Annotated in this window: 15 protein-coding genes; 5 read left to right on the top strand and 10 right to left on the bottom strand. The window is 63.3% G+C overall.

Annotated elements, in window-relative coordinates:
• The first annotated feature begins 27 nt into the window (after positions 1 to 27).
• Positions 28 to 3,936, top strand: a complete 3,909-nt coding sequence (locus tag HCA61_RS09875; RefSeq protein WP_169688028.1) for a Pls/PosA family non-ribosomal peptide synthetase — start codon at positions 28 to 30, stop codon at positions 3,934 to 3,936.
• A complete protein-coding gene (locus HCA61_RS09870) occupies positions 3,933 to 5,291 on the top strand; it encodes a M1 family metallopeptidase (protein WP_169688027.1) in 1,359 nt (452 codons plus the stop codon). Before HCA61_RS09875 ends, HCA61_RS09870 begins: the two co-directional genes overlap by 4 nt.
• Before the next feature lies 1 nt (position 5,292).
• Here the strand turns inward: HCA61_RS09870 and HCA61_RS09865 are convergent, their stop codons facing one another.
• The 10 genes from HCA61_RS09865 to HCA61_RS09820 all read right to left on the bottom strand — a co-directional run bounded on the left by HCA61_RS09865 (position 5,293) and on the right by HCA61_RS09820 (position 15,504).
• Entirely contained in the window at positions 5,293 to 5,940 is a 648-nt protein-coding gene (locus HCA61_RS09865) for a hypothetical protein (RefSeq protein WP_206039894.1), read from the bottom strand.
• 40 nt (positions 5,941 to 5,980) lie between these two features.
• Entirely contained in the window at positions 5,981 to 7,258 is a 1,278-nt protein-coding gene (locus HCA61_RS09860; protein WP_346777537.1) for an MlaD family protein, read from the bottom strand.
• Complete coding sequence (locus HCA61_RS09855) at positions 7,255 to 8,352, bottom strand: MCE family protein (RefSeq protein ID WP_169688026.1); 1,098 nt, start codon at positions 8,350 to 8,352, stop codon at positions 7,255 to 7,257. Before HCA61_RS09855 ends, HCA61_RS09860 begins: the two co-directional genes overlap by 4 nt.
• Positions 8,353 to 8,360: 8 nt before the next feature.
• Positions 8,361 to 9,467, bottom strand: coding sequence for an MCE family protein (locus HCA61_RS09850; protein WP_169688025.1), 1,107 nt, complete (start codon positions 9,465 to 9,467; stop codon positions 8,361 to 8,363).
• Complete coding sequence (locus HCA61_RS09845) at positions 9,464 to 10,429, bottom strand: MCE family protein (protein WP_346777551.1); 966 nt, start codon at positions 10,427 to 10,429, stop codon at positions 9,464 to 9,466. Before HCA61_RS09845 ends, HCA61_RS09850 begins: the two co-directional genes overlap by 4 nt.
• Positions 10,430 to 10,520: 91 nt before the next feature.
• Positions 10,521 to 11,558: an MlaD family protein gene (locus HCA61_RS09840; protein WP_169688023.1), complete on the bottom strand. Its 1,038-nt coding sequence runs from the start codon at positions 11,556 to 11,558 to the stop codon at positions 10,521 to 10,523.
• The gene (locus HCA61_RS09835) at positions 11,555 to 12,859 is read right to left on the bottom strand and encodes an MCE family protein (protein WP_169688022.1); all 1,305 of its coding nucleotides are present in this window, start codon (positions 12,857 to 12,859) and stop codon (positions 11,555 to 11,557) included. The genes HCA61_RS09840 and HCA61_RS09835 overlap by 4 nt, the downstream gene beginning before the upstream one ends.
• Before the next feature lie 3 nt (positions 12,860 to 12,862).
• Positions 12,863 to 13,717, bottom strand: coding sequence for an ABC transporter permease (locus HCA61_RS09830; RefSeq protein WP_169688021.1), 855 nt, complete (start codon positions 13,715 to 13,717; stop codon positions 12,863 to 12,865).
• Between the two features lies 1 nt (position 13,718).
• A complete protein-coding gene (locus tag HCA61_RS09825) occupies positions 13,719 to 14,579 on the bottom strand; it encodes an ABC transporter permease (RefSeq protein WP_346777536.1) in 861 nt (286 codons plus the stop codon).
• 352 nt (positions 14,580 to 14,931) lie between these two features.
• Entirely contained in the window at positions 14,932 to 15,504 is a 573-nt protein-coding gene (locus HCA61_RS09820) for a TetR/AcrR family transcriptional regulator (protein ID WP_169688020.1), read from the bottom strand.
• A 240-nt stretch (positions 15,505 to 15,744) separates the two neighbouring features.
• Here HCA61_RS09820 and HCA61_RS09815 point away from each other — a divergent pair, with 240 nt between their 5' ends.
• From HCA61_RS09815 to HCA61_RS09805, 3 genes are all read left to right on the top strand, one after another.
• Positions 15,745 to 17,013: a cytochrome P450 gene (locus tag HCA61_RS09815; protein ID WP_169688019.1), complete on the top strand. Its 1,269-nt coding sequence runs from the start codon at positions 15,745 to 15,747 to the stop codon at positions 17,011 to 17,013.
• Between the two features lie 16 nt (positions 17,014 to 17,029).
• Positions 17,030 to 17,806 (top strand): SDR family NAD(P)-dependent oxidoreductase, encoded by a 777-nt coding sequence (locus HCA61_RS09810; protein ID WP_169688018.1) that lies wholly within the window; start codon positions 17,030 to 17,032, stop codon positions 17,804 to 17,806.
• Between the two features lie 145 nt (positions 17,807 to 17,951).
• Positions 17,952 to 18,377, top strand: coding sequence for a lipopolysaccharide assembly protein LapA domain-containing protein (locus HCA61_RS09805; protein WP_169688017.1), 426 nt, complete (start codon positions 17,952 to 17,954; stop codon positions 18,375 to 18,377).
• The last annotated feature ends 244 nt before the right edge of the window (positions 18,378 to 18,621 follow it).

Below are 18,621 nucleotides of genomic sequence, written 5' to 3'. Positions count from 1 at the left end.
CGCCCACCCGAGTAGAAGGACAGCGGATTGTCTGCTCAACCCCCGCCCGCAGCCGACGACACGTCGCTCGTACCGGAAATCTTCCTGCGCGGATCACACGCACCCGCGCCGCGCACACTCGTCGACGTACTTCGTGCCAGCGCCGAATCGCACCCCCACGCTCCTGCGATAGACGACGGCACCACGATGCTCGAGTACGCCGAACTGCTCGACCAGGTGAGCGCAGGAGCGCGTGGACTCGCAGAGGCCGGTGTGGGTGCCGGCGATCGCGTCGGGGTGCGCATGTCATCCGGGTCCAAAGACCTCTACATCACCATCTTGTCCGTTCTCGCCGCAGGCGCCGCCTACGTCCCGGTGGACGCCGACGACCCCGATGAGCGTGCCGAACTGGTCTTCTCCGAAGCAAAGGTGACCGCGATCGTCACCGATGCGGGGGTCGGTCCCGGCACCGCTCGTCCTGCCGACGAACCGGACGTACGCGAACCGGCCCTCGACGACGACGCGTGGATCATCTTCACCTCGGGTTCCACCGGCACCCCGAAGGGTGTCGCCGTCACACACCGCAACGCCGCCGCGTTCGTCGACGCCGAAGCGAACCTGTTCTGCCGGGAAGAACCGCTCGGCCCCGGCGACCGGGTCCTCGCAGGTCTGTCCGTCGCCTTCGACGCGTCATGCGAGGAGATGTGGCTGGCCTGGCGGCACGGCGCGTGCCTCGTTCCGGCACCGCGCTCGCTCGTGCGTTCCGGAATGGACCTCGGCCCGTGGCTTGTCTCTCGCAACATCAACGTCGTCTCCACGGTCCCGACGCTTGCGGCGATGTGGCCCGGCGAGGCACTCGAAGCAGTGCGCCTGCTCATCTTCGGCGGAGAAGCATGCCCTCCCGACCTCGCCGAGCGTCTCGCCGTGCCCGGCCGTGAAGTGTGGAACACCTACGGCCCCACCGAAGCGACGGTGGTCGCGTGCGCCGCCATCATGGACGGCACCGGACCGATCCGGATCGGCCTGCCACTCGACGGCTGGGATCTTGCGGTCGTGGACACCGACGGCAAGCCCGTCGCCGAAGGGCAGACCGGCGAGCTCGTGATCGGCGGTGTCGGGCTGGCCCGCTACCTGGACCCGGCGAAAGATGCCGAGAAGTACGCGCCCATGCCCACCCTCGGCTGGGAACGCGCCTACCGCAGCGGCGACCTCGTCGTCCTCGACAGCGCGGGGCTCCTTTTCCAAGGCCGCGCAGACGACCAGGTCAAGATCGGCGGACGCCGCATCGAGCTCGGCGAGGTCGACAATGCCCTGCAGAACCTGCCCGGGGTCGCCGGCGGTGCGTGCGCGGTCCGCAAGACCTCGGCCGGAAGCTCGATTCTCGTCGGCTACATCGCCTCGACCGATCCCGACTTCGACGTTGCCTCCGCCCACGACCTGCTGTCCGAACAGCTTCCAGCGGCACTCGTACCACGTCTCGCGCTCGTCGACGAACTTCCCACTCGCACGTCCGGGAAGGTCGATCGTAATGCCCTCCCGTGGCCGCTGCCCGGCGCCGACACCGACTCGGTCGAAGCGCTCGGACTACCTCCGACCGCCGAATGGGTCGCGGAACTGTGGTCGTCACTGCTCGGCGCCCGCATCGAAGGACTCGACGACGACTTCTTCGAACTCGGCGGAGGTTCCCTGTCCGCCGCACAGCTCGTCACCGCGCTGCGTGAGCGCTATCCCGAGATGACGGTCGCCGAACTCTACGACCGGCCTCGGCTCGGATCCCTCGCCGGCTATCTCGACGACCTCGCGCCGACGGCGACGACGGCTCCACGAGAGGTCGACCCGGTGTCGCGATGGGCGCAGTTCCTCCAGCTCGCTGCGACGGTGCCACTCACGACGTTGACCGGCCTCCAATGGATCACGTGGCTGGCGATTCTGAACAACATCATCGCAATGGCCACCGATGTTCCGTGGACCGTGACGTTGTCGTGGTGGTGGATCGCAGCAGGCGTCGTTGTGTTCCTTTCGCCGCTCGGCCGGATGAGCACGGCGGTCCTGGGCGCGCGGCTGCTCCTGCGCGGGCTGAAGCCGGGCAGTTATCCCCGCGGCGGCGCGGTACACCTCCGATTGTGGACCGCGCAGCGCTTGTCCGAAGCGTCCGGCGCGACCAATCTGTCCGGTGCGCCGTGGATGCGCCAGTACGCGCGGGCGCTGGGCGCGAAGATCGGCCGGGGCGTCGACCTGCACACCCTTCCGCCGGTCACCGGCATGCTCGAGCTCGGCGACGGCTGCTCGATCGAACCCGAGGTGGATCTGTCGGGGTACTGGGTAGATGGCGACCTCGTCCACATCGGAAGCATTCGCATCGGAGCCGGCGCCTCGATCGGCGCCCGCTCGTTTCTCGCCCCGGGTTCACGCGTGGGCAAGAACGCCGAGGTTGCCGCAGGCTCCGCCGTGTTCGGTCGGGTCAAGGCTGCGCAGCACTGGGCCGGTTCGCCCGCGCAGAAAACCGGAAAAGCCGCACCGCAATGGCCTTCCGCGGATCCGCCGCGCGGCGCGCGCTGGGTCCCGATGTTCGGTGTGACGTCCATCCTTCTCGCAGGACTTCCGATCCTGTCGATCGGCGCGGGTGTCGCGCTGCTCGTCTGGTGGGTCAGGGACACCGTGAGTGTGTCCGAGGCTGTGCTCCGTTCCCTTGCGATGCTCCCCGCAGGCGGAGTTCTCACCATGGCGGTGTTCGCGGTGCTGACGTTGATCACCGTGCGGCTGCTGTCGATCGGCATGACCGAAGGCTGGCATCCGGTCCGAAGCCGCGTCGGGTGGCAGGTCTGGGCTACCGAACGCCTGATGGATTCCTCCCGCACCTTCCTGTTCCCGCTCTACGCGTCGATGCTCACTCCGATCTGGCTGCGGCTGCTCGGCGCCGACATCGGCAAGGACGTCGAGGCGTCCACTGTCCTCATGGTCCCGAAGTTCACCAAGGTCGCGGACGGCGCCTTCCTCGCCGACGACACCATGGTCGCCTCGTACGAACTCGGCGGCGGCTGGCTGTACATTTCGCGCGCCAAGGTCGGCAAGCGGGCGTTCCTCGGAAACTCGGGCATGGCCGCACCAGGTCGTCGCGTGCCGAAGCACGGCCTCGTCGCGGTCCTGTCGGCCGCACCGGAGAAGGCGAAATCGGGATCGTCGTGGCTCGGCAGTCCCCCCGTGCGGTTGCGCCGTGCCTCCGGCGAATCCGATTCGAGTCGCACATTCGAGCCGCCCCTGAAACTGAAGATCGCGCGCGGGGCAGTCGAGACCTTCCGCCTCGTTCCGATGATGGTCACGTTCGGCATCGGCCTGATGGTGCTGTTCTCGCTGAACTCCATTGCCGTCCATCGCGGTTACACGACCGCGGCGCTGGTCAGTGGACTCGTGCTGATGGCCGCCGGTGCGCTGGCGTGCATCATCACCATCGCGGCGAAATGGCTCATCGTCGGGCGCATCGGGCAGGAGGAACACCCGCTGTGGAGTTCCTTCGTATGGCGCAACGAGGTATCCGACACCTTCGTCGAGATGGTCGCCGCGCCGTGGTTCGGTCAACAGACGCCCGGCACCGCCGTGATGAACTTGTGGTTGCGCGGTCTCGGCGCGAAGATCGGTCGTGGTGTGTGGTGTGAAAGTTACTGGTTACCGGAGGCCGACCTCGTCACGCTGGGACCCGGCGCGACCGTGGAGAGGGGGTGCGTGGTTCAGACCCACCTGTTCCATGATCGGATCATGTCCATGGACACCGTGACCCTCGACGCCGGCGCCACGCTCGGCCCGCAATGTGTCGCGCTGCCGGCATCGGGAATCGGCGCAGGCACTACTGTCGGGCCTGCGTCTCTCGTCATGCGCGGCGACGTGGTTCCCCCCTCCACCCGCTGGCAGGGTAATCCGATTGCGCCGTGGTCCCGGCCCGGTGATTGGTCGACGCGATGAAGCCGCTCAAAGCAGCGAAACCCGTAGCACCTACCGGGCCCGATCGCCCGCTCGACCCGTATCTCCCCCAGAGCGGGAACCGAGGGTATCTCGTGTCGCGGTACGAACTGGACCTGACGTACAAGGTGACTGCGAATCGACTCGAGGGGCGTGCCACGATCATCGCCACCACGACCGACGTCCGGGCGAAATACACACTCGACCTCGCGCAGACCATGCGCGTGACCAAAGTGATGCTCAACGGGCGACGCCCGTCGAAGTTCGCCCACCGCAACGACAAACTGACGGTCACACCCTCGCAGACCGTCCCGGTCGGGGCGGTTCTCACGTTCTCCATCCAATACGCCGGCACCCCCACCCCTCGGCACACCATGTGGGGTGACGTCGGTTGGGAAGAACTCGACGAGGGTGCCCTGGTCGCCAGCCAGCCGAACGGTGCACCGACGTGGTTTCCGTGCGACGACCATCCCGGCTCGAAGGCCACCTATCGGGTCTCGATCACTGCGGACGCGCCGTTCCAGGTGATCTCCAACGGGACATTGCTCCGCAAGACGACGAAGGCCAGTCGCACCACATGGGTGTACGAGCAGCCCGAACCGATGTCGACCTATCTCGCGAGCGTGCAGATCGGGAACTACGAGGTCCGCAAGGTTGCGTCGTCGCCCGTCCCGCAGTTCGCGGTGCATCCGCCGAGGCTGCGCGCCAAGTTCGACAGGGACTTCGGACGTCAACCGCAGATGATCGAAGTCTTCACGCGGCTGTTCGGACCGTATCCGTTCGCGCATTACACCGCGCTCGTCACCGACGACGACCTCGAGATCCCGATCGAATCGCAGGGAATGTCGGTCTTCGGTGCGAACTTCTGCAGCGGAAATCGCGACGAGGAACGACTCGTCGCGCATGAGCTGGCACACCAGTGGTTCGGCAACAGCCTGACTTTGAAACGGTGGAAGGACATTTGGCTGCACGAAGGTTTCGCGTGCTACGCAGAATGGTTGTGGGCGGAGAACTCCGGAGGGGCCTCGGCCCACGAACTCGCGCAGCACACGCACGCGAGACTTGCCCGTCTGCCGCAGGACATCCTTCTGGGCAACCCGGGCGCGAAGGACATGTTCGACGACCGGATCTACAAGCGCGGCGCCCTCACTTTGCATGCGCTGCGGCTACGTCTCGGCGACGAGCGGTTCTTCACTCTTCTGCGCACCTGGACTGCCGAGCACCGGCATTCCAACGTCACCACCGAGCAATTGACCGATCTGGCAACGAGATTCACCGATCAACCGCTACGCCCCTTGTGGGATGCATGGCTCGGGACGACCACGCTACCCGCGCTCGAGAACGGTCGCATGTACTAGATCAAGGAAGGTCCACCTGCGAGGCCAGCCAGCGGCCGTCGACACGTTCGAGTGTCATCACGACGCGGCTGCGATCGAGGCGCGGTTCCGGGACGACGGAGTTGGTCACCGTCTGATCGATGAACAGCAGCACCTCGACACGATCGGTCGTGGCCGACTTGACGCCGGCTTCGATCACAGTGCCTTCCGCCTGCGCGTTGTTGTCGATGAGGAGCTGACGCAATTCTCCGCTCGACTGCGCGTACATCTCCTTGAATTCGCCCGTGGCGCCGTCCAGCACTGCATCGAAGTTGCTGTCGAGTTCACCAGGGCTGACCGAGGTCAGCGTCACCGCGTACTCTTGCGCCGTCGACAGCGCCTCGGCAGCAGCCGCATTGACGGATCTGACCTCGTGCGCCTTCCACGCGAAGAATGTTGCGCAGGCCACCGACGCCACGGTGATCACCACGAGCACGGCGGTACGAATTCGACGCATGCGTCGACCCGAATCAACTTCCGGTTCGGCGCTGCCGCGGTCGTCCTTCTCGGCACTGCTCTTTTCGGCACTGCTTTTTTCGGTGCCGGCTTTCTCGGTGGCGTCCTGATTCACCGGATCGACGGTGTCCGCCGCGAGTTCGTCTGTTGCCAGGGTGGAACCGGTATTGCTCATGTGCGTACTCCTTCCAGAGAGGTGTGCACCATATCGTCGATCATCTCGGGTGGATGTATTCGTCGGGAGGGCCTCCATATGTCTGTGGAACCGAGAGCGGCCCTATCGGAGTCGGGTCGGCGGTACGGGCCGGATCGGCACCGGGCGGAAGCACGGCTTCGCCTTCTTCGCCCTGCGGACGGGGAGCATTCCGCGCGCCGCGGATGAGAACCGATGGGTCCGGGTTGTTGCAGTAGGTGTACAGGTAGGGCTCCGGAAAATCCGGGACCGACGGTGGCCTGCGAGGGAGGTCGTAATCGCACGTGTACCGCGGATAGAGGTTGACGTACGCCCAGATACCGCCATCGTGGAACGCGGTCCCGATCGCTTCGAGCGTCGAGCCGTCCCGCTCGGTCGGGAAGAAGAACTCTTGCAGTGCCGGTACCCGCAGGTACGCCATCTGAGAGACGGTCGCGAGGTTGCCGAGCAGCTGAACCATCGTCGGGGAGTTGTCCGCGATGATCGAGTCGACAGCACCGAGGGTCGCGGGAGCGTTGTCGACGAAGGTCCGGAAACCCGCGTCCATTTCCTCCACACCTTGCAGCAGTCCGGACAGATCGGCCGATGTCGCCTGCAAGCCCGGGCTCCCCTCGGCGAGCGTGTTCAGGACCACCTTGCTGGTGTTGAGAATCGAGACGGTCTGGGGCAGTACGGAGTCGAGTGTCGAGATCAGGAACGTGCCCCCGTCGATGATGTCGGACAGCTTCTCGGGCGCTCCGGGGCCGACTCCCAACTCCTCGACGATCACCTGGACTTCGGCGGGATCGATCTGCGCGAGCATACCGTCGAGATCGTTCATGAGGTCGGACAGCGGGACCGGTGTGGAGGTGTCCTGGGTGGAGATCACGGCGCCGTCCGTCAGGTACGGTCCGTCGTCCGTGGTCGGGCGGAAGTCGAGATACTGCTCGCCGGCGAGCGACAGGCCCGCGACCCGAACTTCGGATCCTTGGGGAATATTCGTTCGTGAATCGATCGACGCGACCGCAACGACACCGTCGTCGGTAAGGTCCACCGAGGTCACGCGCCCCACAGGCACTCCGCGCAACGTCACATCTCGGTCGGGGAGAATTCCGCCGGACTGATCGAAATGCACTTGTACCTGGATCTTTCGATCGGTCGGATTCAGTTCGAAGATTCCGAACACCAGATAGACGATTCCGAGCACCAAAGTCATTGTGAGCGCCGTCAGGGACAAACCCAGACGATGCCGATACCCTGAGCGGACCGCACCGACCAAGGGCGCTGCGATTCTCTCTTTCGCGTTCACCTTGCTCGTCACCCGCCCGCTCCCGTCAATCTGCCCTGCAGACGCAGCAGGGAGTTGGTGAGCGCACCCACCATATTCTCGACATCCGACCCGTCGGGCAGCTTGCTTCCGGGGTCACCGGCGTGTCCAGGTGAGGGAAGCGCGCCGAGGATCAGTTGCTCCCAATCCGCGTCGGCGTGCGCCGACGTCGAGTTCGTCACTTTCATGATCGGAGCGAGCAGACTGTTGACGCTCTCGAGGCTTGCACCCGGTGCCGTCGCCGCGTTGTTGAGTTCCGCCGCGATCCGATTGATATCGGCAACCATCGACCGCGTATCCGTTCCGTTGACCGACGGGAACTTCACCAGCTGCGCGCTGATCCGATCCACCTGGGTCACCAGGTCGAGTATCTCCGAGGTGTCCGCGGCGAGGACATCGAGCGCCGGACCGGCTGCGGCGACGGCCTCACGGATCGTCGACTTCCGTTCCGCCAGTGTGGAGATGAGCATATCTGTCTGGGTCAGGGAGTGTTCGATCTCAGCTGAGCGTTCACCGAGCTGCGTCACCAGGCGCGCGGATTCGTCGAGGAGGCTCTCGATGTTCGCGCCCCGTCCGTCGACTGCTTCACCGAGCCCGTTCACGATCTTGGTAAGGTTGCGAACCACACCGCCGTTCACGAGGACAGATGCGGTCGAGAGCAACTCCTCGATGGTTGCGGCCGCAGACGTGTCGGTGATCGGAATGGCATCACCGTCGCGGAGCGGAGGCGCCGCGGCTGCATCGCCTTCGGGCGCCTGCAGCGCGACGAAGACGTCGCCGAGCGGGGTCGCCGAACGCAGCTCGGCACCGCTTCCTTCGGGCACCACCACACCCTCCGCGATACGCATGGTCACGAGCGCCTGGTAACCCTGCACCGACATCGACTCGACCTCACCCACATCGACCCCGTCGAGCTTGACCTTCGCCTTCGTCGGTAGATTCAGAGCGTTGTCGAATGATGCCGTGAGTGTGTACGACTCACCGTCCATTCCCGGAGCGGGAAGCGGAAGCTGTTCGAGCCCGACCGAACAAGCGCCTGTCGACAGCCCCGCGAGGACTACGCACGCGGCGCCTACGTATCTTCTCATCCCGAGGTTCACCGGTGCATCCCTGCCAGCCCCTCGAGCATCCCCGACATCCCGAAATCCGGTCCGAAGTCGCTGACGGTGCCCGTGTTACAACCCAGCTCCTGCATTCCCATGAGATTGCAGACCTCCTTGACCAATTGGCCGTCGAGCGCCACTCTCTCGAGCAGCCCGTGTACGCGAGCCCCGCCGGTCTCCTGATCCATGACGTTGTGGGCGTTGTTGAGCAGGAGCGGGGTCAGGTCCAGAAACTCACCGATCTCGCGCTGATAGTCGGCGAGCGCACGGGTGAGTGTCTCGGCGTTCGTCACCGTCGACTGCACCGCACCGCGGTTGGCAACCAACAGATCGTTCACCTGCAGAAGGATTTCGTTGACTTTGGTTCCGGTGTCGCCGAGACCGATTCCGGACTCGGCCAACACGGCACTGATCCGGCTCGTCGCTTCACCGAACTCGCGGATGTCCTGGTCATTGGCCGCCGCAGCTTCCGACAGCACCGCGAGGTTGTCGACGATCGCGGTGAGTTCGTTGCGGGTCTTGGCACCCCCGTCGGGTCCGATTGCCAATGCCTCGGACAACTTGCCGAGTGCGGATCTTATGCTGGTGCCCTGCCCATCCGTCATCGCGGCACCTGCGGCAAGGAGTTCTGCCACAGGCCCGCTCCCCTCACCGTCACCTTGGAGTTCGAGGGCCATCGTGTCGCCCATCGCGAGGAGCCGATCGAACTCGATAGGGGTCCTCGTGTGCTCCAGACCGATCACGGCACCGTCTTCGAGGGTGTCACCACCGCGATAGACGGGGGTCAGCTCCACGTGCCTGTCCGTCAGCACCGAGGTGGATACTGCAACTGCTTGCGCGTCGGCCGGAATATCCATGGAACCATCGATCTTCATGGTCACCGCTACGTGAGTCCCCTTCGGTTCGATCGCGGTGACCTCGCCGACCTCGAGACCCAGCACCGCAACGGTGTTCCCGACGTAGAGCCCCGCGCCGTTGTCGAACTGCGCGATGACGGTGTTGTCGTCGTGTCCGACGACCCATGTTCGCGCTCCGAGGAACGCCAGCCCCGCGACAACCACGATCACCGCGGCCATCGGCAACCATTTCCGTGTCTTCATTGGCAATCCTCGAAATACGGTGGGAGCGAATGCAGTTCGGCATTTCCGCTGATCGCGCACATCCACGAATCGATGAACGGCCCTGCAACGGAGGTGAAATCCAATTCCGGCCCGGTCCCGGTCGCGTTCGTGAAGTTGCGGATGGGGACCGGTAGAATCTGGAGAATATTACGAAGCAGTGCATCCTGATTTCCAAGACTCTGGAGCATCGAGTCGAGATCGGCAATCAGGGCGTCGATCGACTCGCGATCGTCGACGACGACCGTATGAAGTTGCGCCACAAGGCTGCTGGTGGACGACAACAACCGTTCCACCAGGTTCTGACGCAGCGCCAGTTCATTCACCATGTCGCTCCCGTCGCGCACGAGCGAGCCGAGATCGGCTTGCTGTGCACGGATGATCTCGGTGAGCTGATACGTCGCCGAGACCAGAGATCCGATCTGTCCTCGCCGATCTGCGACGACCCCCGACAGTTTCTCGACGTTCTCCAAAGCTTGCGGCATCAGCTCCGGAAGACCTTCCAACTCCCCGGAGAGTTCGGACAGTGTCGCACCCAGCCGCTCCGCATCGACCTGTTCGAAGGTCGTCGTCGCGTCCGCAAGGACGGCTTGCAGATCATATGGCACAACAGTATTGGAAAGTGCGATGCGCCTGTCAGGAATGCTTCCCTCCCCTGCAGGACGCAGTTCGACGTAGCGCGATCCCAACAGCGTGGTGAGTTTGATCGAGGCCACGGTGTCCGCCCCCAGGCTCACGCCCTTATCGATCTTCATCGTGACGACCACACGATCACCCTCGAGTCGTGCACCTTCGACCGTGCCGACCTGGATCCCGGCCACGGTAACCCCGTCTCCGGGTGCAATCTGTGCCGCCTGGACGAATTCCGCCTCGTAGGTGGTCTTTCCGAGTCCCAGATTGGCAACCCCGACCGTTGCGACCAGTACAGCCACGATCGCGACCACGGTCACCACACCGAGGGAGACCGCACTGTACGACTCCACCGGCCGCAATCGGAACTTCTGCGCGAATTTCGATCCTGTCCGTGTCATATCGTCACCTGCAGATCGGGGAGTTCTTGATTTCGCCCCCGGGAGTTGCACCCGCCACGACCGAGGGGATGACATGGCTCAGTTCGGGCACGAGAGTGGCGTTGATGTTGCACAGGTAGGCGTTCAGGTAGGAACCATCCTCACTCACACGGGCCAGCCCCTTCAGAAGACCGGGGAGATTGAAGCCGAAGTACTCCCATGATGGTTTGGTGTCGACGAAGTGGCCGGTGAAGCCCGGTTGTCTGCGCAGAATCTCCTGCAGGTCCGGTTCCACTTCACCGGTGAGCGAAGCAAGACTGTCGGTCGTGGTGGCGATCACATCGAGCGAACCGACCAACTCCGGGCGCCGAGCATTGAGCTCGGCGAAGATCGAATGGGCACCGGCGAGCACCGAGTCGATCTCACCGCTCTGCGTCGCGAGGTCCGAGATTATTCCGTCGAGGTTCACGATGATGTCTCCGAGGATCCGATCCGGCTCGGCCATCGACTCCGCAACTCGTGATGTCTCCGCCACGAGGGTGGTCACGGCTCCGCCGTCGCCTTGGAGTGCGGCGATCAAGGAGGCCGTGATGCTGTCGACCCGGTCTGGATCGAGCACGCTGAAGAGCGGTTCGAAACCATTGAGCAGCACTGAGATATCGAAGGACGGCGTGGTTCGCTCGAGGGGGATCTCCGAACCGGCCTCCATGATTGCGGTGTCGGGATTCTCCCCCAGCGACAACCCGAGATAGCGCTGGCCGATGATGTTCTGATAGGTGATCGATGCTTCGGTGTTCGCGAACACCTGTTGAGTCCGGTCGATGCTGAAGGACACTCGCGCAACCGTGTCGTCGAGAGAGATCGAATCGACTCGACCCACACGCACACCGGCCATCCGCACGTCGTCGCCGACACGCAACCCCGAAACGTCACTGAACACCGCGGAGTAGGCACTCGTCGAGCCTTCGACTCCCCGCTGCAATGTAACCACGACCGGCCATGTCAAGCCTGCGGAGATCAACAGGAACACGACGAGACCGATAAGTGGTTTCCGGATCGTCATCGCGGCGCTCCTTCCGGCTCGGGCACCACTTTGATATCGGCACCACGCGTGATCGGCCCGAGCAGAAGGTCTGCGGCCGCACCGAAGTCACCGCCGAGGATCTGATCGACGATTTCCTTCTCCGCAGGCGCGCCCACCTGACCGACATTGCCCCCGACAGGTGCTCTCTCGATAGTGCGTGTGGCCGCGAGTTGTTCGGTCACCGGCGGCGCACCGGTATCGGGCGCCGTAAAGCAGCTGGGTGCGGCCAGCTCTCCGTACCGGGGGCAGTCCGTGCGTGTGTATTCGATGCGGGGCGTCGCTTGGAAGACGAAGACTCCCCTGCCGTTCTGCTGCCCGGCAGGCCAGAACTCCGTCCACCACTTCCCCGAGATCCAGTTCATTCTGGTGACGATCGGAGTGAACTCGTGGGCACCGTCAGCCACGACACCGAGCACCGGTTCGAGCTCGGTGGTGATGCCGGTGATTCGATCAGTGTTGTTCTCGAGCGAGGTTGCCATCGTCGAGAGAGTGTTGGCGCTCCCGAAGAACAAGGTGGACAACTGTTCCTGCTTCTCCACGACCGTCCGCATCGGTACGACGGCATGATTCACAGCGTCGAGCAACTCCGGCGCCGAATGCTGCAGACCCTCCACTGCATTCGCCAGTGCGGTCAATGTCGACGGACTGCCGTCGGGGGTGACGACCGCGTTGACCTCTCGTACGATTCGCTGTAATTGTGCACCGGCCTGGACGATGTCGTCGCCCCGCCGATCGGTCGCCTGCGCCACTGTGGCGAGGACGCCCATGGTTTCCTGCGAGCTCAGGCGCGCGGTCGCGGCGGTGAGGTCACGAAGTTTCGTCAGTGCTGTCTGGAGCTGCACCGTGGAGAGACTCTCGTCCTGCAGGATCGTCGCTCCGTCCTCGAGGTGGGGCGCGGGACCGTTGTCTACGAGCTGGACCGACGAGACGGCGAAAACGTTGCTCGGTACCACCCGCGCTGTCACCGTCGCCGGGATTCCGTCGAGGTATTCGGGACGGATGGTGATGTCGACGACGTTGGGACCGTCCCCTTCGGGCAGCACGACGGCGTCGACCTGGCCGACCAGCACACCCCGGAACTTGACATCGGATCTCGCGGGCAGACCGTCTCCGACGTCCGTGAGCGCCGCCGTCACGCGATGGCCCTTGTCGAATACTCCGTTCATCTTGGCAAGAATTCCCGCGACGAACAGGATCGCCACCACAAGAGCGATAGTTCCTCGCAGCATCAGACCGCGCACGGTCACCCGATTCGGGTCACTCTCCAATAGGAACGACATGGCCTACCCCCCGAGCCTTGCCCCGGAGCCCAGGCCCCAGAACAGGAGAGTCAGAAGAAGATTCATTACGATCATCGCCGAGATACTGGCACGCATCGCTCGTCCGGCTGCGGTGCCGACGCCCTGGGGGCCGCCGGCCGCGTAATAGCCGTAGTAGCACTGGATCGTCGTGGTGATGATGACGAAGAGGATGGTCTTGATCAGTGAGTAGACGACGTCGGATCCGCTGAGCACCAGTGAGAAATAGTGTTCGTAGGTTCCGGACGAGACACCCCCTGCCATTCCGATCACAACCTGCACCGCAACGTAGTTGACCGCCAGGCAGACCAGGTACAGCGGTATCACTGCCACCACCGATGCCAGCAGACGCGTGGTGACGAGGAACGGTATCGAACGGATCGCGAGCGTTTCCATTGCATCGATCTCTTCGGAGATCCGCATCGCGCCGAGCTGGGCAGTGAAACGGCAGCCGGCCTGTGCCGCGAAGGCCAGAGAGGCCATGATGGGCGCAAGTTCACGGGTCGTGGCCGTCGACGAGATCATTCCGGTGGCAGGCTCGAGACCGAGGAGGTGCAGCGCGTTGTATCCCTCGATCGCCACGATCGCACCGGCAGCCGCGCCGAGCACGATTATCACGCCTGCCGTTCCGCCTCCGACGACGAGCGACCCGTTCCCCCAGGTGACGTCCGAAAGAATCCGAAGAAACTCCTTCCGGTAATGCCGCAGCGTGGTGGGGATCGCGGCGATTGCCCGCATCAGGAAAGTGACCATGTGCCCGAGCCGGGCAATCACTGTCACCTGACTTCTCACGGCGGCGACAATAGGTCTCACGCCCGGAGGGAAATAGCGGGAAGCCACTTCAGAACCCCGTCCGCGGGAACAGCAGCACGTAGAGCTGGGTGAAAGCGACGTTGACAACCATGAGGAGAAGAATCGACGCGACGACTGTGGCGTTCACCGAGTTCGCCACACCCGCGGGGCCGCCGCTTGTCGACAGCCCCTTCTGACACGCGACCACCGCGACGATTGCTCCGAACACCATGGCCTTGATCATCGTGAGGACGAAGTCGCCGACCGTCGCGAACGAAGCGAAGGTGGCTACGAAGCTACCCGGTGTCCCGTTCATCACGAAGGTGTTGAACAGGTAGCCGGAAAGGAATCCGACGAAGCACACAAGTCCGGTCAATGCGAGACCGACCAAGATCGCCGCCGCGAACCGCGGAACCACCAGTCGCCGGACCACCGAGATCCCCATTACTTCAAGAGCGTCGATCTCGTCCCTGGTCTTGCGCGAACCGAGGTCTGCACACACAGCCGAGCCTGCTGCTGACGCCATCAACAGCGCCGCAACCATCGGAGCGCCCTGCTTGATCACGGCAAGACCACTCGCCGCCCCCGCGAGCGACGTCGCTCCGACCTGCCCGGCGAGCAACCCGAACTGGATCGAGAGAGTCACTCCGATCGGGATCGCAACAAACATTGTGGGCAGTGCGGACGCCGACGCCATGAATGCCGCTTGACGGATGAACTCCGCAAAGGAAAATCGAAGAGTCGCGATGTCCACGACGAGATGCTGGATGGTTCGGACTCCGAGCTTGCACTGTTCGCCCACAGTTGCAAGGGCTGCCACGGGGTGACGTCGGACGTAGCCCCTCGCCCATTCGTCTATCTCATCGGTGGCGGACTGCTCATGCGTGGAAGTGGAACCCTCTTCTGCCACAGTCGATCCCCTTCGCGAGCGGAAGAATTCGAAGAGCACAGCCGATACCGGATCGGCCTTCACTCATACTCTGCACGAAAGATGCTGTGCGCGTGCGAAAATGAATTCGACTCACACTGGGAGCGATTCCCGCCCGGCCACGAAGAACACGCAGCCCGAACGCACCTTGAATCAGGCGCCCCGGCCGCACACCCCCGATACTCCCAACCGAGCCGGTCACTCCACAAACGAGCATCTGACATGCATCAAAGTAGAAGAGAGTTCTCATAAATGCAACGATCGTTTACGAACAGGCGCAGACAGACTACGGATAAACACGCTTATACATAGCTTCACCTGCAGAGACGGCAAATCAATCGAATTTGCTCAACACCCACTCGACGAGCTCGACCGTCTCCGCGTGACCTCCCGTCACCCCCAGGGACTCCTCCATCACCAGCACACGCGACAAACTCGTCATGAGCACCGAGACCACGACCGGATGAATCTTCTCGGAGAGGTTCACGCGGTCGAGGACTTTGTCGAGCGCCTCTCGCTGACCGACGCGGAACTGTTCGGAATAGTTCGCAATCTCTTGCCGCAGGGCCTCACGATGACGCGACATCGCAATGAACTCCATGGTCACAGCGACGCCCGCAGGGTTCGTACTGAATTCCCACAGCGCCCGAAGTGGGTTGGGCGCGTCCGCCAGGGCGGCCTGCACAACGAGACCCTCCTCCGCACGGCGGCGGAAGATTTCCAGGAAGAGGTCATCCATCGTCCTGAAGTAGTAGTGCACCAACTGCGGCTTCAAGCCGGCCGCATCAGCGACCTTCCTGGATGTCACAGCAGCGTAGCCCTTTTCGATCATCAATGCCTCGGCAGCATCGAGCAGGACCGTTCGATTCTTCGCATCGGGAGCACCGAGCCTGCGCGACGACGCCATCCATCGACCTCCATTCACCGGTTGCACGGCTGCAACTTTGCGACACTCTAGCGCGGATAACCCCTGTGATGTTGACCATATCCAGCTACGTATGTTATCCATTACACAGGCAATGCTATGCAGGTGCACAGCGCTTGGACGCGGCCCTCTCACGGGCTGGGTTCCCGAGCGCCTGTGTCATCTAATTAACCTGCGCTGCAACGCATTATGCACCAAAAGAGGTCCCTCAGGAGGCTCCACTTGAACGACTTCGATACGAAGGACTACTTCACCGATCCGTCCTTCGTCGCCGACCCGCACCCGTTCTTCGACTATCACCGCTCGAAGTGCCCGGTACGCCGGCTGGAAGCCTCACAGAACGTCATCGCAGTCACCGGATACGACGAGGTGCTGGCGGTTCTCCGTGACACAGCAAGCGTCTCCAATATCGTCGCGCCGATCGGCCCATTCCCTCCGCTACCGTTTCCAGTCGAGGGAGACGACATCAATCTGCAGATCGATGAGCACCGCGAGCAGTTTCCGATGTACGAGCACCTGGTCACCATGGATCCACCGCAGCATTCACGGACTCGTCGCCTCGTGAGCGGACTGTTCACCCCGCGCAGACTCGACGAGAACGAACACTTCATGTGGGAGCTGTGCGATCGGCTGATCGATCAGTTCCACTCGGCCGGCAGATTCGAGGCACTCTTCGGTTACGGCGTTCCGTTCGCCCTGTTGACGATTGCCGACCTACTCGGTGTTCCGGCCGAACACCATGAGTCGTTCGCGCGGCACCTCAACGCACAGAAAGTCGGATCGACCGAGGGCGAATCACTGGGTACCAACCCCCTCGAGTTTTTGGACGAGAAGTTCACAGCATTCCTCGAAGACCGCCGACGCGAACCACGCGACGACGCCCTCACGATCCTGGCCGACGCGAGATACCCGGACGGAGAAGTTCCCGACGTCGTCGAACTGGTTCGGATCGCCACCTTCCTCTTCGGTGCCGGACAGGACACAACCGCACGGCTCATCACATCGATGCTGCTCCAAATCGCCGAGAACCAGGAACTGCAGAAACAGCTTCGCGAGGACCGCACCCTGATCCCGCCGTTCATCGAAGAGATGCTTCGCATGGAAGGCCCGGTCAAGAGCGACTTCCGTCTTGCACGCAAGACGACGGACGTGGGGGGTGTGACGATCCCGGCAGGCACTGTGGTCATGGTGTCGCTTCCGGCGGCAAATCGCGACCCGTCACGCTTCGAGAATCCCCATGAGCTTCGGATCGATCGCGAGAATGCACGTGAACATGTCGCCTTCGGCCGAGGGGTCCATTCATGCCCCGGTGGACCATTGGCACGTGTCGAGGCACGCGTGACGATCGAGCGGATCCTCGACCGCATGCACGACATTCGGGTATCGGAAGCCCAGCACGGACCGGCGCATGACCGTGACTTCAGGTACGAACCGACCTACATCCTGCGCGGCCTTGCCGAGCTCCATCTCGAGTTCACCCCCGTCGACTGAAAGGACGACTACCCACATGGTCGACAACACCAGCAACATCGAGGCGAGGACAAGAGTCGCAGTCGTCACCGGGGCAGGCTCCGGCATCGGACTCTCGGTCGCCCGACAACTCGCCGCACTGCACCACCCTGTCGCATTGTTCGACGTGAGCGGTGCCGCAGCACAGCAAGCCGCGGATGAACTGAACGAAAATGGCGCGACGGCACGAGCATTCGAGGTCGACGTGGTCGATCGGCCCGGTGTGGATGCTGCCATGGAGAAGGTCCGCGCCGAACTCGGCGCGGTGAAGGTCATGGTTACGAGCGCCGGAATCGAGGCAACCGCTCCGTTCACCGAAATCGACCTCTCCGACTGGAAACGCATCATCGACGTCAACCTCACCGGCACATTCAACAGCGTGCAGTCAGCAGTCCCCGACATGGTCGAGGCCGGTTGGGGTCGCATCATCACGATTTCATCGTCCAGTGCACAGTCCGGCGCCCCTGATCGGGCACACTACGTCGCGTCGAAGGGCGGAGTCATCGCGCTCACCAAGGCCCTGGCATACGAACTATCTCCGAAAGGCATTACTGCCAACACGATTCCGCCGTCGATCATCGATACCCCGATGGCGCGAGCAGCCGAGGAATCCGGTGAGATGCTGATCAACTTCGAGGCACTCGCCAGTATGACGCCCGTTCGCCGGACGGGTACACCGCACGACGTTGCAGCAGCGACGGCGTTCCTCTGCTCTGACGATGCCGGCTTCATCACCGGTCAGGTCATCGGCGTCAACGGAGGCTGGTATCTCTGACCCAAGGACGGGGAGGCATGTGGCGACTGTGATGGGAGTCGTCACTCGGGGGATGGAGAAGTGTTCGGGGGATCCTCGTCGGGTCCCCCGAACACTCCAGGCACACCAGGAATAGTCGGAACCGAACGTGGGTACTCGCTCGCACATGCCAACCACGTCGAGGGGCCCAGAGGATCCGAGCCGCGATCTCTCATCACCGCCACCGCACAGCAATGTTCCCGTCCCGCCTTCAGGCGCGACGCCGGATCCTGACGCCACGAGTGACCTGCACCCCGACGTCGCCAGAGGTAAGGGCATCAGGCGCACTCGCACCGGCGCGTTGTGGACCGCCCTGGTGGCCGGCGTCCTCATTCTGCTGTTGCTGTTGGTGTTCATCCTGCAGAATCTCGACAGCATCACGCTGGAACTCTTCGGGTGGGACTTCTCGCTGCCCCTGGGTGTGGCGTTGCTGTTCGCAGCTATTGCCGGTGCGGCGATAGTCGGACTCGCAGGGGGCCTCCGGATCCTGCAACTGCGGCGGGCCGCCAACAGACAGCGCAACCTCGGCGCCGGTTCACGAGGTCGATCCTGACTCTGCATCGAGCACGCAGATGGCCGTGGCCACGTCGCCACACTCCGAACATGTCCCTTACACAAACCGCAAAACGAAAAGTGCCAGGGTAGGCGGGGAAATCATCCCCACCCACCCCGGCATCTTCTACCTACCCACAAAAACACGAGAGGGACCCCACATAAGTAGGGTCCCTCTCGGAACGAATGCACGGCGGCGACCTACTCTCCCACACCCTGACGAGTGCAGTACCATCGGCGCAGTG

This window comes from Rhodococcus sp. HNM0563, assembly GCF_012726195.1.
Classification (GTDB): domain Bacteria; phylum Actinomycetota; class Actinomycetes; order Mycobacteriales; family Mycobacteriaceae; genus Rhodococcus.
The sequence above is the reverse complement of the archived record's forward strand: the minus strand, read 5'-3'. Positions and strand labels throughout refer to the sequence as shown.

Excerpts from the sequence above, each read along its gene's own strand:
- HCA61_RS09870 (WP_169688027.1), top strand. The coding sequence starts at position 3,933 with ATGAAGCCGCTCAAAGCAGCGAAACCCGTAGCACCTACCGGGCCCGAT.
- HCA61_RS09865 (WP_206039894.1), bottom strand. The coding sequence starts at position 5,940 with ATGAGCAATACCGGTTCCACCCTGGCAACAGACGAACTCGCGGCGGAC.
- HCA61_RS09855 (WP_169688026.1), bottom strand. The coding sequence starts at position 8,352 with ATGAGAAGATACGTAGGCGCCGCGTGCGTAGTCCTCGCGGGGCTGTCG.
- HCA61_RS09850 (WP_169688025.1), bottom strand. The coding sequence starts at position 9,467 with ATGAAGACACGGAAATGGTTGCCGATGGCCGCGGTGATCGTGGTTGTC.
- HCA61_RS09840 (WP_169688023.1), bottom strand. The coding sequence starts at position 11,558 with ATGACGATCCGGAAACCACTTATCGGTCTCGTCGTGTTCCTGTTGATC.
- HCA61_RS09835 (WP_169688022.1), bottom strand. The coding sequence starts at position 12,859 with ATGTCGTTCCTATTGGAGAGTGACCCGAATCGGGTGACCGTGCGCGGT.
- HCA61_RS09820 (WP_169688020.1), bottom strand. The coding sequence starts at position 15,504 with ATGGCGTCGTCGCGCAGGCTCGGTGCTCCCGATGCGAAGAATCGAACG.
- HCA61_RS09810 (WP_169688018.1), top strand. The coding sequence starts at position 17,030 with ATGGTCGACAACACCAGCAACATCGAGGCGAGGACAAGAGTCGCAGTC.
- HCA61_RS09805 (WP_169688017.1), top strand. The coding sequence starts at position 17,952 with ATGCCAACCACGTCGAGGGGCCCAGAGGATCCGAGCCGCGATCTCTCA.